General features: G+C 49.8%; 7 protein-coding genes. All 7 read left to right on the top strand.

Annotation, left to right across the window (positions count from 1 at the left end):
• Position 1: 1 nt before the first annotated feature.
• The 7 genes from cdhC to HY879_14390 all read left to right on the top strand — a co-directional run bounded on the left by cdhC (position 2) and on the right by HY879_14390 (position 15,699).
• A complete protein-coding gene (gene cdhC / locus HY879_14360; GenBank protein MBI5604526.1) occupies positions 2–2,215 on the top strand; it encodes a CO dehydrogenase/CO-methylating acetyl-CoA synthase complex subunit beta in 2,214 nt (737 codons plus the stop codon).
• A 109-nt stretch (positions 2,216–2,324) separates the two neighbouring features.
• A complete protein-coding gene (locus HY879_14365; GenBank protein ID MBI5604527.1) occupies positions 2,325–3,665 on the top strand; it encodes an acetyl-CoA decarbonylase/synthase complex subunit gamma in 1,341 nt (446 codons plus the stop codon).
• Positions 3,666–3,757: 92 nt separating this feature from the next.
• Complete coding sequence (locus tag HY879_14370) at positions 3,758–4,636, top strand: dihydropteroate synthase (GenBank protein MBI5604528.1); 879 nt, start codon at positions 3,758–3,760, stop codon at positions 4,634–4,636.
• Positions 4,637–4,979: 343 nt separating this feature from the next.
• Positions 4,980–12,359 (top strand): carboxypeptidase regulatory-like domain-containing protein, encoded by a 7,380-nt coding sequence (locus HY879_14375; GenBank protein MBI5604529.1) that lies wholly within the window; start codon positions 4,980–4,982, stop codon positions 12,357–12,359.
• A gap of 377 nt (positions 12,360–12,736) precedes the next feature.
• A complete protein-coding gene (locus HY879_14380) occupies positions 12,737–14,182 on the top strand; it encodes a hypothetical protein (GenBank protein ID MBI5604530.1) in 1,446 nt (481 codons plus the stop codon).
• A 512-nt stretch (positions 14,183–14,694) separates the two neighbouring features.
• Positions 14,695–14,979: a hypothetical protein gene (locus tag HY879_14385; protein MBI5604531.1), complete on the top strand. Its 285-nt coding sequence runs from the start codon at positions 14,695–14,697 to the stop codon at positions 14,977–14,979.
• Positions 14,980–15,183: 204 nt separating this feature from the next.
• Positions 15,184–15,699, top strand: coding sequence for a glutaredoxin family protein (locus tag HY879_14390; protein ID MBI5604532.1), 516 nt, complete (start codon positions 15,184–15,186; stop codon positions 15,697–15,699).
• Positions 15,700–16,234 lie beyond the last annotated feature (535 nt).

The following is a 16,234-nucleotide window of genomic DNA, read 5'->3' on the forward strand; positions in this document are numbered from 1 at the left end:
CATGTCTAAATTAGTTGCTTTTGCCGCCGTTCAGGGGGCCTATAATATCGTTTCCAAAGCGGAGGGGACCTTGAAAAAGGCCCTGGACAAATACGGACCGGATCAGAAGATCGAGTTTCCCAATACCGCTTATTATCTACCCATTATCTATTCCATCCTGGGGATCCCGGTAAAAACACTGGGCGACGCCAAGAAACCCATGGATGTGGCCAGAAAACTTCTGCCGGCCCACATTAAAAACATGTACAACCTGCCCTACCTGGGGCCCTTACTCGATGCCGGGATGGCTTCCCTTTTTGCCGAAGAAGTGGCCGAGGCCATTCGCTACCTGGAAGATCCCGATTTCTACTTAGTCAGTGAAGACATCGACGAGGCCTCGGGCAAGATCTGGCTGGGGGCGGCCGAGGATACGGTCTTCCGGAAAAGGGGCGTTGAGTTTGTGGACGGCACGGCACCTGGTTTTGCGGCCATCGTCGGCGCCGCCCCGGACCCGGAGACGGCCAAATGGATCGCCGAGGAATACCAGAAAAAGAACCTCTATGTTTTTATGTGCGCCAACCAGAGCGGCACCACTTTTTCCGAGCAGCTTCTGGAAGCCGGCGTCCAAATCGGCTGGAACACCCGTCTGGTCCCCTTCGGCCCGGACATTTCGGCCGCGGTCTTTGCCCTGGGTTTTGCCAACCGGGCGGCCATGGCCTTCGGCGGGATCAAACCCGGCGATTATAAAAAAATGTTACACTATAATAAGGACCGGATCTTTGCCTTTGTCAATGCCCTGGGTGATGTCAACGCCGAGTGGGCGGCCAATGCCGCCGGCTGCGTCAATTGGGGCTTTCCGACCATCGCCGATACGGACATCCCGGAGATTTTACCCACTGGCGTCTGTACCTATGAGCACGTGGTGGCCAATGTGAACCACCGTGACATGCCCCAGAAGTCCATCGAAATCCGGGGCCTCAAGGTCACCGTGGCCAATGTCGCAATACCTTTGGCCTACGGCCCGGCCTTCGAGGGCGAGCGGGTCCGCAAGGAAGACCTGTATCTCGAGATGGGCGGCGGCAAGACCCAGGCCACCGAGCTGGTCCAGATGGCCGATATGAATGCCATCGAAGACGGAAAGGTGATCGTTGAGGGTCCGGATGTGGGTGATATTAAAAAAGGGGATCGCCTGCCCTTGGGGATCCTGGTCCAGGTGGCCGGCCGCCAATTCCAGGAAGACTTCGAACCCATCCTGGAGCGGCAGATCCACCATTTGATCAACTACGCCCAGGGGGTCATGCACATCGGACAAAGGGATATCGCCTGGGTCCGGGTGGGAGAGCCGGCTGTTCAAAAAGGGTTCACCTTGAAGGACATCGGGGTCATCCTCCACGCCAAGTACCATCAGGATTTCGGGGCCATCCTGGATAAGGTCCAGGTCACCCTGTATACCAAAAAGGAAGACGTGGACAAGCTGACCAAAAAGGCCCGAGCCATTTATCGGACCCGTGACGAACGGGTGGAGAAGATGACCGACGAGAGCGTGGAAACTTATTATTCCTGCACGCTGTGCCAGTCCTTCGCCCCCAACCATGTCTGCATGGTCAGCCCGGAGCGGACCGGCCTCTGCGGGGCCTATAACTGGATGGACTGCAAGGCCTCTTTTGAGATCAACCCCACCGGGCCGAACCAGCCCGTTCAAAAAGGGGAGTGTCTGGATCCCAAACTGGGTCAGTGGAAAGGGGTCAACGATTTCGTGTATAAGGCCTCCCGCCAGAAGGTGGAAGGCTATAACTTCTACAGCCTGGTCTATGATCCCATGACCACCTGCGGCTGCTGCGAATGTATCGCCGCGGTCCTGCCCTCCTGCAACGGGGTCATGACCGTCAACCGCGATTATACCGGCATGACGCCTTCGGGAATGAAGTTCACCACCCTGGCCGGGGTCATGGGCGGCGGGGCTTCTTCGCCGGGCTTTGTCGGGCACAGCAAGTTCAACATTACCCAGAGAAAATTCATTCTCGGTGACGGCGGATTGCTGCGCATGGTCTGGATGCCCAAGCAGCTTAAGGAAGAGCTCCGCGACCGCTTGATTAAACGGGGGGAAGAGTTGGGTTACCCCAACCTGATCGACATGATTGCCGACGAGACCGTAGGCATGTCCGAGGATGAGATCCTGCCCTTTCTCCAGGAGAAGGGCCATCCGGCCGTGTCCATGGAATCGATTGTAGGATAAAAAAAACAGCTAACAGCGGTCAGCCTTCAGCACTCAGCAACGACTTTTTATCAAGTTTAGGCTGATAGCTGATAGCTGACTGCTGAATACTTTATATAAGGAGATACACATGGGATTAACAGGCATTCAGATTTTCAAGCTGCTGCCCAAAACCAACTGCGGGGATTGCGGGGTACCTACCTGCCTGGCCTTTGCCATGAACCTGGCCTCCGGCAAGGCAGAGCTGGCCTCCTGCCCCTATGTTTCTGAGGAAGCCAAGGCACAGTTGGCGGAGGCCTCGGCCCCGCCCATTCGCCCATTAACCATTGGGGCCGGCGATCATATGGTCAGGACAGGAGGGGAGACGGTTCTGTTCCGCCATGAAAAAACCTTCTTTAACCCTACCGGTTTTGCCGCCCTGCTGACTACCGATATGGGTGAGGAGGTTGTTTCGGCCAAACTGAAGAAATGGGACACCTACCAGTATGAGCGTGTGGGATTGACCTTAAGACCGGAACTGGTGGCGGTGAAGGATATGACCGGAGATGCCGGTCAGTTCAAAAAAACCGTTCAACAGGTTTTTGAAACCAGCAACTTCAGTCTTATTTTGATGAGTGAGAAACCCGAAGTCCTGAAGGAAGGGCTTGCGGCCTGTCCCGGGGGCCGGCCCCTGCTCTATGCCGCCACCGATGCCAACTGGCAGGCCATGGCCGAGTTGGCCAAAGAAGCCAATTGTCCCCTGGCCGTCAAAGGAGATGGTTTGGCAGGCTTAATTTCCCTGACCGATAAGCTGACCAAAGCCGGATTAAAGGATCTGGTCCTGGATTCCGGGGCCAGGGCCGTTAAAAAGGTCTTTGAAGACCAGATTGCTATTCGCCGGGCCGCCCTTTCCGGAAAAGAGAAAGGCTTGGGGTTCCCGACCATCTGTCTGCCCTTTGAAATGGCCAAGGACCTGGAAACGGAGACCCTGATGGGGGCCGTCATGGTCGCCAAATACGGCGGGTTGGCCGTCTTTTCCGACTTTGAAGGACAGACCATTTTCCCCCTCCTCTTGGAACGGCTGAATATCTTTACCGATCCGCAGCGCCCCATGACCGTAACCCAGGGGATCTATGAAATCAACGGACCGGACGAAAATTCACCGGTCCTGGTTACCTCCAACTTCTCCCTGACCTATTTTATCGTTTCCGGAGAAATCGAAAGCAGCCGGGTGCCCAGTTGGCTTTGTATTATGGATACCGAGGGCTTGTCGGTCATGACCGCCTGGGCGGCCGGCAAATTCGTCGGGGATGCTGTCGGGATCTTTATTAAAAAAAGCGGGATCGCCGACAAAGTCAAGCACCGCAACCTGATTATCCCAGGGTATTCGGCGGCTATTGCCGGAGACCTGGAAGAGGAGCTGCCGGGCTGGACCATTAAGGTCGGCCCCCGGGAAGCGGCCCATATCCCCAAGTTCCTTCGGGAGCTCTAAAGTAGTAACGAGAAACCGGTACCGGGGAAAGAAAGTTTTTTCTCGTCACTCGTCACTCGTCACTCGTCACTATTTTTTAAAAGGAGAATATTATGTTTACCATTGGAGAAAATCTCAATGTAATCAACAAAGGGATCGGCCGGGCCTTTAAGGAAAAAGATCCCAAACCGATCCGGGAGATGGCCGAAAAGCTGGCTCAAGCCAAGGTGGATTTTATTGATATCAACCTGGGACCGGCCAGAAAAAACGGTGAAGAGCTGATGCCCTGGGTGATCCAGACCGTTCAGGAAGTCACCGATATCCCCCTGGCCCTGGACACCTCCAACATCGGGGCCATCGAGGCCGGGTTGAAGGTGCATAAGGGAAAGGCCATCATCAACTCCATCATGGCCCGTCCCGAACGGTACACGGCCATGATCCCCATCTGTAAGCAATACGACGCCATGATGATCGCCCTGCTCTGGGGACCGGACGGTCTGCCCAGGGATGAAAATGAGCGAGCGGCCCTGGCCGTCGAGCTTTTGTATGCGGCCAACGAGGCCGGTATCCCCAACGAAGACATCTTTGTGGATCCGATCATTACCCCGGTCAACATCCAGCAGCAGCAACTGATGAGCACCCTGACCTTCATGAGCATGCTCCAGGACATCGCCCCCGGGGCCAAGTCCACCTGCGGCTTGTCCAACGTCTCCAACGGGCCCCCGGATCATCTGCGGCCCATTCTCAATCAAACCTATATGATTATGCTGGAGCGGAACGGTATGTATTCCTGCATCGTCGATGGCTTTGATGAGAAGATTCTGCAAATCGCCCGAGGCGAACGGTCCGACATCGTCGAGATCGTCCATAAGGTCATGGACGGCGAGGCCATTAATCTGGGCAGCCTGTCCAAAGAGATGGTGGATTATGTCAAAACGGCCAAGGTTATCCTGGGCCAAACCCTTTTTTCCGATTCCTGGCTGGAGATCTAAGCCAGCATCGTCATTCCGGGCCAGCCAAGGGCGACCCGGAGTCCGGTTTTAACCGGTTTTGAAATTGTATTTTTTTATCTGACGGCCATTTTCTTTCTTGAAAATGGCCGTTTTTTTATTCAGGGCGAACTATCACCCCTCTTTCGAGTGTGTGATCTGGATAGAATAAGGTCAGCCTTCTTTCCTGAACATTATTTCCTACAAATCACCGTAATTTTTTTACACTGTAAATTCTTACAATTGATTTTGGATAAAAATCTGTTTATGCTGATCCCCCATTGAGGCAGGAAAACCATTCGGGCAGTGCGCCTGATGGCGGAACATACTGATATAGGGGGACTTTATGAAATCATTCAAATGGCTCCTGGTGGTTATTTTATTTTTTTCAGGCTTCTTTATCGTCAAAAATTATGTCTATTCCACAACACCACCCCCTGAGGACCTTTCCAGCATCCCATTGGAAGGGGAACCTCGCAATCTGGTCATAAACCCCTATACCGATCAGGCTCTGGTCACAAGCACCAGGCCCAACGAATTATCGGTTATCGACCTGAATACCGGGCAGATAACGGCCACCCTCCAGGTAAAGAAGAAACCCTTTGGATTGGCCATCGATTGCGGGAAGAATCTGGCCCTGGTGGGTTTTAAGGCCCACCAGCGACTGTCTGTGATCGATCTTTCCACCTATCAATGCCTGGCTGAGATCCCTGTTGGAAAATCTCCCTGTAATGTGGCTGTTTATGAGGCCGCCGGCGGTCCTCATCTGGGCCTGACCGCCAATTATGGGTCCGATACGGTCTCTGTTATTAATCTGGAGACCTTCAGAGTCATTAAAACCCTCCGGGTTGGAAGAGGGCCGCGGGATATCGCCATAGACCCGGGACTTAAACTGGCTCTGGTGGTCAATGAAGATACCCATAATGTTGCGGTTATTGATCTTAACAGCTTCCGGGTCAGCGGCTGGGTCCCTGTCGGGCGCCATCCCCGGAGTATCAGCATTAATCCCGAGACCCACCTGGCAGCCGTGGCTAATGGCCGGGAAAATTATATCACCACAATCGATTTGACCAACTGGCAAAGCCTTCGGATTCCGGTGGATAAAAACCCCCTGGATGTGGTGATCAATCCTTTGGATAACCGGGCCCTGGTGGTCTGTAATAAATCCCATAGCCTCCATCTGATAGACTTAGATACCCATACCACCCTCCAAAAATATCCTTTAAACCGTCAAACCAGAGGCGTGGCCGTCAACCCTTTCACCAATATAGCCGGGGTGGTGGATAGACATACGGACCGCCTGACCCTTATTCAATTACCCAATCCGGTGCCGGATATTAAAAGCATTACCCCGGTTACGGTCCTCCGGGGCAGCCAGGGGACCCAAGTAAGTCTTCAGGGTTCGGGGTTTATTAAAAGCTCTACGGTAACCCTTCAGCCATCCCCGGCCACCTTCCCGGTTACCTTCGTCGACAATCACAACCTGACCGCAACCCTTCCTGCCGGCTTCTTTACCCAGGCCGGGTCCTATCAGGTAACCGTTAACAACCCCACTCCGGATGGCGGTCCATCCAATACCAGGACCTTTCAGGTGGAAAACCCCATTCCGACCCTGACCGCCCTGGACCCGGCCTCGACCCGGGCCGGAGGACCGGGAATGAACGTGAAGCTCTACGGCACCGGATTTTTCCCGGAGACCACCATTTCGGTCAACGGGCAGGCCCGGACCATCAACTATGTCAGCGGGAGCGAGCTTGAGCTGCCCCTTGGCCCGGCCGACCTGGCCTCTTCCGGTGACCTGGAGTTGAAGGCCATCAACCCAGGCCCTGGAGGCGGCTCCTCCAACCCGATGAACTTTACGGTTACAGTGGTAAATCCAATACCGGTCTTATCCTCCCTGAGCCCGAACGTCATAAAGGCCGGCAGCCCGAGCTTTACCCTGATCCTGACCGGGAGCAACTTTATCAGCAGCTCATCGGTCCTGTTCAATAACACCCCGGTTTCCGGCACCTTGGTGGATAATACCCGGATCGAGGCTTCTATCCCCGGGACGGCCATCATGACACCCGGCACTTACCCGGTTGTGGTCCAAAACCCCGGACCGGGAGGCGGCAGCTCAGGAACCCTGAATTTCACCGTTACCCCGGCTTCAAACGTCCTCCCCCTTCCCGACGGCTCCTTTGGCAAAACCTATGAAGACCTCATCCCCCCGGATGCCACCCTTCCAAGCTATGACCCGAAACGCTTTTCCTTGATTACCGGGTTGGTCAAAGATGGATCGGGGAATCCTTTAGCCGGAGTGGCCGTAGGCATCCACGGTCAATCGGAATATGGAACGGCCCAAAGCGATGCCACCGGCCGCTTTTCCATCCCCCTGGACGGAGGGGGGACGATCACGGTAGCCTATCAGAAAACCGGTTTCATCCCGGCCCACCGTCAGGTCCAGGTGGGTTGGAATACCATCGCCAATGTGGAGACCATCGTCCTGATCCCGGAGGATACCGCGGCCACGGTTATCAACTTTGACGGCAACGCCGCCACCATTTTGACCCACAAAAGCACCCCTACTACCGATTCTTTCGGCAGCCGGTCCCTGACCATGGTCTTAACCGGGGACAACCGGGCCTGGGTCAAAGACGCCCAGGGGAATGAACAGCCCCTGACCAATATCACGGTCCGGGCCACCGAATACCCCACGCCGGAGTCCATGCCGGCCAAGCTCCCGCCCACCTCAGCCTTTACCTATTGCGCCGAGCTCTCTGTGGGCGGGGCCAAGAGTGTGCGGTTCGAGAAACCGGTGGTGGTCTATGTGGACAACTTCCTGGGCTTTGATGTGGGTGAGATCGTGCCGGTCGGCTACTACGACCGCGACCGGGCCGTCTGGGTGCCGGCCAATAACGGCTTGGTGGTCCAGCTTCTCGATACCAACGGAGACGGCCTCGTCGATGCCTATACAACAGATGGACAGAACCAATATCCTGCTCCTGGGCTGACCGATCCGAATCAATATAGACCGGGGGCCACCTACTGGCGGATGGAACTTAGCCACTTTTCTCCTTGGGATTGCAATTGGCCGATAGGATTTCCTTCCGGTGCAATTTCACCCAACCCGGATGGGAAACCTGTTATAGACAGAAAATGCCCTGATGATGATAAGAGATGTATTAACTCTTACATTGAAGAACGAAGCCGGATTTTTCATGAGGATATCCCCATTCCCGGTACGGATATGACCCTCCATTATGCCAGTGATCGGACAAAGGGGTATAAATCAGTAATCACAATTCCGGCAAGTGGACCCAGTGTCCCGGCAAGTCTTAAAGGTATCATTGTCAAATTGGAAGTGGCTGGACGATCTTTTGAAACAAATCTTCCTCCCCTACCAAACCAAATGGCAGAATTTGTTTGGGATGGCTTCGATTATCTCGGCAGAGAGGTATCCGGTTCGACCATAGCCGATATTAGTATAGGTTTTATTTATCAGGCAGTTTATTATTCAGCCTTTGACAGTAGTTGGTTTCAATCATTTGCCCTGGTGGGAAAGGACCCAACCTATATTGATGCCAGATCTGAGGCGATTTCCTGGAAACGGGATTCGATAACCCTCAATCAAGGGGCAACCGAGGCGGGAGCCTTGGCTGACGGTTGGACTCTTTCATCCCATCATTATTTCCATCCCACTGATCCATATACCCTGTATAAAGGAGACGGGACAACAATTAAGAATAATACAAAAGTCATTACCACCATTGCCGGCAATGGGCAGGCAGGCTATAGTGGAGACGGAGGACCGGCTACCCAGGCAAATCTTTACGCCCCAGGTGGCATAGTATTAGATAGTGCAAGGAATATTTATATAGCAGATGGTTGGAATGACCGTATAAGAAAAGTGGATACCAATGGGATTATTAGTACCATCGCCGGAAATGGTCAGCGAAGTTTCAGTGGAGATGGAGGCCCCTCTTTACAAGCAAGTTTTTTTTATCCGAGTCATGTTACATTGGATAATGCTGGAAATATTTATATAGCGGACTTTAGTAATCACCGTATAAGAAAAGTGGATACCAATGGAATTATAACCACCATCGCTGGAAACGGTCAGGGAGGGGAGTATGTGCCGTTTGTTGGAGATGGAGGCCCGGCTACACAGACGCCTCTTGGCTATATAAATGGAATAGCAATAGATAATGCCGGGAATCTTTATATTGCAGATGGTTGGTATAACCGTATAAGAAAGGTAGATATAAATGGGATTATCACAACTATTGCTGGTAATGGGCAGTGGGGTTACAGTGGAGATGGAGGTCCGGCCACACAGGCACGCCTTGGTAACCCGAATGGAGTGGCAGTAGATAACGCGGGAAACATCTATATAGTAGATGGATACAACACGAATCGAATAAGGAAGGTGGATGTCACCGGTATTATTACTACTTTTGCCGGGGATGGTCAGGCGGGTTATAGTGGGGATGGAGGACCTGCTGTCCAGGCCAGTCTAAGTGGGGTAGGTGGTATAGCGGTGGACAATTCAAAGAATATTTATATAGGAGATAGTTGGGGCAACCGCATCAGAAAGGTGGATACTAATGGTATTATCACCACCATTGCCGGAAATGGCCAGCAAGGATACAGTGGGGATGGAGGTCTGGCTATTCAGGCAAATCTTTGGGGGGTAAATTATTTAGCAGCAGATAGTGCAGGTGCTGTATATTTAGGAGATAATGGAAATCATCGGATAAGGAAGGTATCCTATCCGGATGCTTTCAAGTCTGTTGACACGGCCGGAAACACCGACTTCTCCGATGAAAATGGCCAAGGCTATATCATGAGCAGCACCGGTCTCCACAAATCCACTATTGATTTGGCCGCGGGAAAGACATTGCTTACTTTTGGTTACGATTCGGCCAATAAATTGGTCTCCATTACCGACCGATTCGGCAACCAGACGACGCTCCAGAGAGATAGAAGCGGGGCACCTATTTCAATCACCTCACCGGATGGAATTGTGACCCGATTGACCGTGGATGGCAATAACCATCTGACCCTCGTCACCTATCCGGATAATTCCGCTTATTCCTTCATCTATACTTCTGATGGCCTCATGGCCGAGAAATACGACCCCAAAGGGAATCATTTCGTCCATCAATTCGATGCCAACGGATTGATTACCAATGTCTTTGATCCGGAGGGCGGAATCTGGAACTATTCACGGAGTGTGGATAATTCCGGGACCGCTACGGTCACCCTGCAAACCGCCGACGGCAATGTCACCACCTACCAGGATCGTACGGATTCAACCGGGGCTTATACCTCCATCACAACCAGTCCCTTCGGCTCTATAAGTACCTTTACTCGTTCATCGGATGGGCTCACCGAAACCGAGCGACCTTCCTGCGGCATGAATCAGACCCTGAAATACGACCTTGATCCGGCCTACAAATATAAGTACCTCAAAGAATTCACCCAAAGTTCCCCCTCAGGGCTAACCCAGACAACCACAGATACGAGGACATATCAGGACACCGATGGGGATACGGTGCCTGATCTGATTACCAGAACCCTGAGTGCAAACGGCAATAACTGGGTCACCGTTAATAATACGTTGACCGGGACTTTGACCAGTACCTCGCCTTTGGGAAGGACTATAATCCGCAGCTATGATCCTTCAAATCTGCTCACCCAAAGTATGTCCGTAACGGGTCTTCTGCCTGTCAGCTATGGATACGACACCAAAGGGAAGCTAACCGCCACCACAACCGGGAGCAGGACCTCCACGATTACTTATAATAACCAGGGTAATATCGAAAGCCTGACCGCCCCGGATGGGAAGACATTTTATTATACCTATGATACAATGAATAGACTTAAAACCCAGACCATGCCGGATACCACTATGATTCGCTATGATTATGATGCCAACGGCAACATGACCGTGCTGACCAATTCCAGAAATGTGAATTATGGCTTCGATTACACCGGCGTGAACCTGCGCAAGACCATGACCATGCCACTGTCTGGAAATTATCAATACTTTTATGACAGAGAACGTAATTTAAAATCCATTCTTTTTCCATCAGGAAAGCAGATTGACAATACATACAGTGCCGGTCTCCTCAGCGCCACTACCACCCCGGAAGGAATTACCAGCTACACACACAACTGCAGTTCAAGCCTCAAGGATGTGACCAGAGGTACAGAAAAGGTAACCTATACCTATGATGGCTCCCTGCTAACCTCCGACACCCGCACAGGTCTGCTGAATCAGACCATCGGATATGGTTACAACAGCGACTTTCGTTTGACATCGTTAAGCTATGCCGGCATCTCTCAGCCCTTAGCCTATGACAACGACGGATTGTTGAGCGGTGCCGGAGGATTTACCATAACCCACTCTGCGCAGAATGAATTGCCGGTATCGGTTTCAGATGGAACCATGACCAATACCGGTACCTTCAGCGGATATGGGGAACTAGATGGAAGGGTTTATTCTAATGGCGAAGCTAATAAATACAGTTACAATCTGATCCGTGATCTGGCTGGAAGGATCACCCAAAAGGTTGAGACGTTGGAAGGGATGACCGATACCTATGACTACGCATACGATACCACTGGCAAGCTGACCGAGGTCAAGAAAAACGGCTCGACGGTCGAAAGCTATACCTATGATCCCAACGGTAATCGCTCGACTGAGGTAAATAGTCTACGAGGAATTAACCGTTCTTATACCTTCTCATCTGAAGATCATGTCATCACTGCCGGAGCCGAAACCTACCAGTTCGATGAGGATGGGTTTCTGACCCAAAAGACAAGCATAGCAGGAACCATGGCCACGACCTATTCCTCCCGAGGTGAACTCTTTTCGGCAATCCTTCCAGGAGGCATAAGCATAACTTATGACCATGACCCCATGGGCAGAAGAATAGCCAAAAGAGTCAATGGGATGATTATTGAAAAATATCTCTGGAAGGATGCTATTACACTTTTGGCTGTCTATGATGCCGCGGACAATCTCCTTATGCGTTTTACCTATGCTGACGGTAGAATGCCGGTCTCCATGAGTTATAACGGAAGCACCTATTACCTTATTTATGATCAAGTTGGTTCCTTAAAAGCAGTTATCGATTCAGCCGGAAATATCATAAAACGCATTGACTATGATTCCTTCGGAAGTATAATCACTGACACCAATCCTTCACTACGGATTCCCTTTGGCTTTGCTGGCGGTCTCCATGATCGAGATTCCGGTCTTGTCCGCTTCGGCGCCCGGGACTATGACCCTTCCATCGGACGATGGACCGCCAAGGATCCGATAGATTTTAGTGGAGGAGATACTAATCTCTATGAGTATGGTCAAAATAATCCTTTGAACTTTATTGATCCCACAGGTTTAAAGGTTATGCTATGTGCAAGACAAGCATTCGCGAGTGATTGGAGAAAAAAAGACAAGACCTATTTAATCCCGCACTGTTATATTGTTGCGGGTGGTCAAATTTTTAGTTGGAATGTGCAAGCCGGTGGCGGGATCCACAATAATGAATATCCAGAAAAGAATAGTTGTAGTGAAATTAAATGTTGCGGTGATAAAGCAGCTTTTGAAAATTGTGTCATCAAAGAAGCTAATGCTGCTCGCGGCCATGAAGGAAATACCTGGGTTCCCACAATTCATGATTGTTGTACTTGGGCACATGGTATAGTTGGAAAGTGTATGAAAAAACATTGTAAATAACAATCTCATGGACCAAAATTTATTAATCGGATACATCACTTATTTGTTGATATTTTTTCTTTCAACAACCAGTCCCCTCTTTATATTTTTTAAAACTCGGTTGATGAAAGAAATTTGTGTCTTAATCAGTCTCGTTCTGAGTATTGGTTTAATCAATCTCTATTTTCATATTGGAGGAAAAATGAACTTGGGTTCAACCGCTTTTTTGGGTGAATTTTATGAAATTTTTTGGGTAATCCCTCCCATAGTTACATATTTTTCCTGTCTATCATTAAAAAAAGGACACAACAATTAAATATTTTAACACCGATTTTCGGCTGGCCTCTTTGAGTTATTCCGGGGCATCCCAATCCTTCACTTATGATAACGACGGTCTCTTGACCGGCGCCGGTTCATTCACCATAACCCGTAATGCCCAGAATGGATTACCGGAAAGCATCAATGACGGAATTCTAAATACTACTCGTACATTCAGCGGGTATGGGGAACTGGATGCCCTATCTTATGCCATTGCCGGAAACATTCTATACGGCTATACTCTGACCAGAGACCTTGGCGGCAGGATCACCCAAAAAGTCGAGACCCTTGGTGGAGCAACCGACACCCATGATTATACCTATGATGCCAACGGGAGACTTACCGAAGTAAAGAGAAACGGGTTAGCAGTCGAGGCTTATTCCTATGATGCCAACGGCAACCGAATCCAGGAGACCAATGCCTTCAAAGGCTTCACCGACCGTCCTTATACCTTTTCTACCGAAGATCATCTTATCACCGCCGGTCCCGATACATACCAATTTGACCCTGATGGCTTCTTGATCCAGAAAACAACCCCCTCCGGAACCATGACCACCAGCTACTCTTCCCGGGGTGAACTCCTTTCTGCCACCCTGCCGGGAGGCACTACCGCCACCTACGATCATGACCCTATGGGAAGAAGAATAGCCAAGAGAGTCAATGGGATGATCACTGAAAAATATCTTTGGGCAAACATAATTACCCTTCTGGCCGTTTATGACGGTAATGACAACCTATTAATGCGCTTCAACTATGCCGACAGTCGAATGCCGGTTTCCATGACCTACAATGGAAGCACCTATTATTTCTTCTATGATCAGGTCGGCTCTCTCAAAGCCGTAAGCGATTCGGCGGGAAATATTTTAAAACGGATTGACTACGATTCCTTTGGCAGTATAATCAATGATAACAATCCTTCTCTAAGGATTCCCTTTGGCTTTGCCGGTGGTCTTCATGACCGGGATACCGGTTTGGTTCGCTTTGGTGCCCGAGACTATGACCCGGCCATAGGCCGTTGGACTGCCAAAGATCCGATTGATTTTGCGGGTGGAGATACGAATCTATTTATGTATATAGCAGGAGACCCGGTAAATGGGATAGATCCGATGGGACTTTTCGGCGCTGGTTTGAATGCTGGAGAAAAATTCCTTGGGCACAGTGATTTTGTGGGAAATGATAGATTTGACTGGAATAAGGAAGACTATGACTGGATGACAAGTCCATTTAATCCTTTTTCAACATGGCGTCATTTTAGAGATCTTTATCATGTCTTACCTGAGATAGAGTCAGCAGTTATTTCTTGTGATAAAAATAAATTTGAAAGACTGATGCATCAGGCCCAGGATTATTATTCTCACTTTCGTGCGGGTTATAGAGCACATGGCACTAAAAACCATCCACTTGTTGGCCATATTCTTGATGGAACGAGACCTGATAAAAATGCCATAGCATGGGAGGATGCAAATAATTTCACAATAAATATGATCAAGAAATGGGATAATAACTGCAAATGCAAAAGAAAATAGTTGGTAAAGTTAATACATGGAACGAATTATAGCATGACGATTAAAGTTTTCAAACAGAATGTAACCATTTGGCTTTTTATAACAATATTTTCTCTTCTTATCGGCATCATAGCTGCGGGGGGCGGGGACGGCTCTTATGTTCCGTTAAAATTATTGTTTCCGTTTATGATGTTGTCTACGATTTTTAAGGATAGGATTGATACACCATTCATAATCTTTTTGTTCATTCAGTTTCCTCTATACGGACTACTGATAAATGCAGCTAAGAAGAAAGGCAATTCCGTTTTGTGGATAACGACTTCTTTAATTATAACAATTCATTTCACTATTGTTTATATTTGTTTTAGATATGGCAGTAAATACTTTTAGATAAATAAATGGGCGATTTGTTAAAACTCGGGTCGTGACCAGATTTATACCCAACCCAGACCCATTGAGCATCTGACGATCGGCCGCAGCAGATCATGAGAAAAGGCGACCATTCTCCTTGATCTGCGTTAGATAAGAAAAAAATGAAAATTGGATCCCTTTTGTTGATTCCTATGCTTTGCCTGCCTTGTCTGGTTAGTGCCAAGGAACGCAAAATCAATGAGCTGCCGATGTATGGAGGAAAACACACCCCGGAGGTCGAGCAAGACAAGAAAATCAGTGAATCCGCGGCCAAACTCGGATGGCAGTATTATTCTCGGGACGATTTGGACACGGCCATTAAGCCGTTCAATCAGACCTGGATGTTCGACCGCAATAGCATCGATGCGTTGTGGGGCTTTGGCTTGATACAAAACCATCCTGGCTGACATGGAAAGGCTGGGGGCCGTGGCCCGATTCCTTCCCAATCCCGGGCGGATAACAAGAACTGAAAATGCCTCAACAACCATTGGCTTCAAGGAACCTTTTTCTCCCAGGGTCGGGCCGTATGATCCGCCGCCGATCATCTTCCTCAGAGATCGGTTCAAAAAAATTTTGGGGCTTCAGATAAAGGCGGTCTTCTTTAAAAACTAATGAAAAAAATCTTTCTCATTTTTATTCTGACTTACCTGGTCTTGCATTTTAATGAAAGGGCAGGAGCCGATTTATTCAAATGGGTGGACCCAAAAGGAGTAATCCATATTTCCGATCACCCCCCGCAAAATAAGGAAGTAAAGGGACCGGTCGAATCACTTCCGATCAATAAAGAAGGCCCTGGACCTAAGAGCCCACCTCATGCAGAGACCCAAAGCCGGTTTGACAAACCCGCACAGACGGCCAATACGGATAAAGAATTAAAGCAACCTAAAACGCCTCGAGTCGAAATTTATACTACAAGTTGGTGTCCCTATTGCAGGCAAGCACGCGGCTTTTTTCAGTCGCGCGGCATTTCTTTTACGGAATATGACATTGAAAGGGACAAAAACGCCGCCCTTCGTTTAAAAGAAATGAACCCCAGAAAAGGAGTCCCCTTAGCCATAATCAACGGGCAACGTGTCCTTGGTTTTTCGGAAGCTTCGTACAAAAAGGCATTAAAAGAGACTCCTTAGCCGTTACACAAAAAGCGTCTTTGGGGGCAGATCTTTCAAATTGACAATGACAATATTTGCTTAGAATTGGATCATGGGGATCCCTGCTTCGGAGCCCCCTCCCTGGAGAACTTGTCATCAGGATGGCGATTCTCTTCCCAAGTGATTCCAGCGTGCTAAAGAAAACCGAAGGGGACGGGCGAAAGAAAGGGGGCCGGGCCTAAAGGTAATACCGTGGAATCCTGAAAATCCATGCCTAAAAATGGCCCCTATCTAATCAAGTCAGGACACAGGGAAGGACGGCATCTTGATTTTCTTTTTGACGAAGCCCCCGGAAGGCGTTACTATAGAAGTCCTATATCTATGAATTATGTCTCCCGAATTCACAATCTTCTACAGCGAGGGCCAATCGGGGTTCAGGGATTAAAGGAAATGCCAAGAAATGTTCGCTAAAACTCTCAAAAAATTTGGAGCAAAAGGCGCGACCCTCATCTTTACGGTTGGGACAGTAGTCCTTTCACTGGTCCTTACAAAACTGAGTGCGATCCTGATCGGA

The organism is Deltaproteobacteria bacterium (assembly GCA_016219225.1).
Taxonomy (GTDB): Bacteria; Desulfobacterota; RBG-13-43-22; order RBG-13-43-22; family RBG-13-43-22; genus RBG-13-43-22.

Coding starts and splice junctions, on each gene's coding strand:
- cdhC (MBI5604526.1), top strand. CDS start 2: ATGTCTAAATTAGTTGCTTTTGCCGCCGTTCAGGGGGCCTATAATATC.
- HY879_14365 (MBI5604527.1), top strand. CDS start 2,325: ATGGGATTAACAGGCATTCAGATTTTCAAGCTGCTGCCCAAAACCAAC.
- HY879_14370 (MBI5604528.1), top strand. CDS start 3,758: ATGTTTACCATTGGAGAAAATCTCAATGTAATCAACAAAGGGATCGGC.
- HY879_14375 (MBI5604529.1), top strand. CDS start 4,980: ATGAAATCATTCAAATGGCTCCTGGTGGTTATTTTATTTTTTTCAGGC.
- HY879_14385 (MBI5604531.1), top strand. CDS start 14,695: ATGAAAATTGGATCCCTTTTGTTGATTCCTATGCTTTGCCTGCCTTGT.
- HY879_14390 (MBI5604532.1), top strand. CDS start 15,184: ATGAAAAAAATCTTTCTCATTTTTATTCTGACTTACCTGGTCTTGCAT.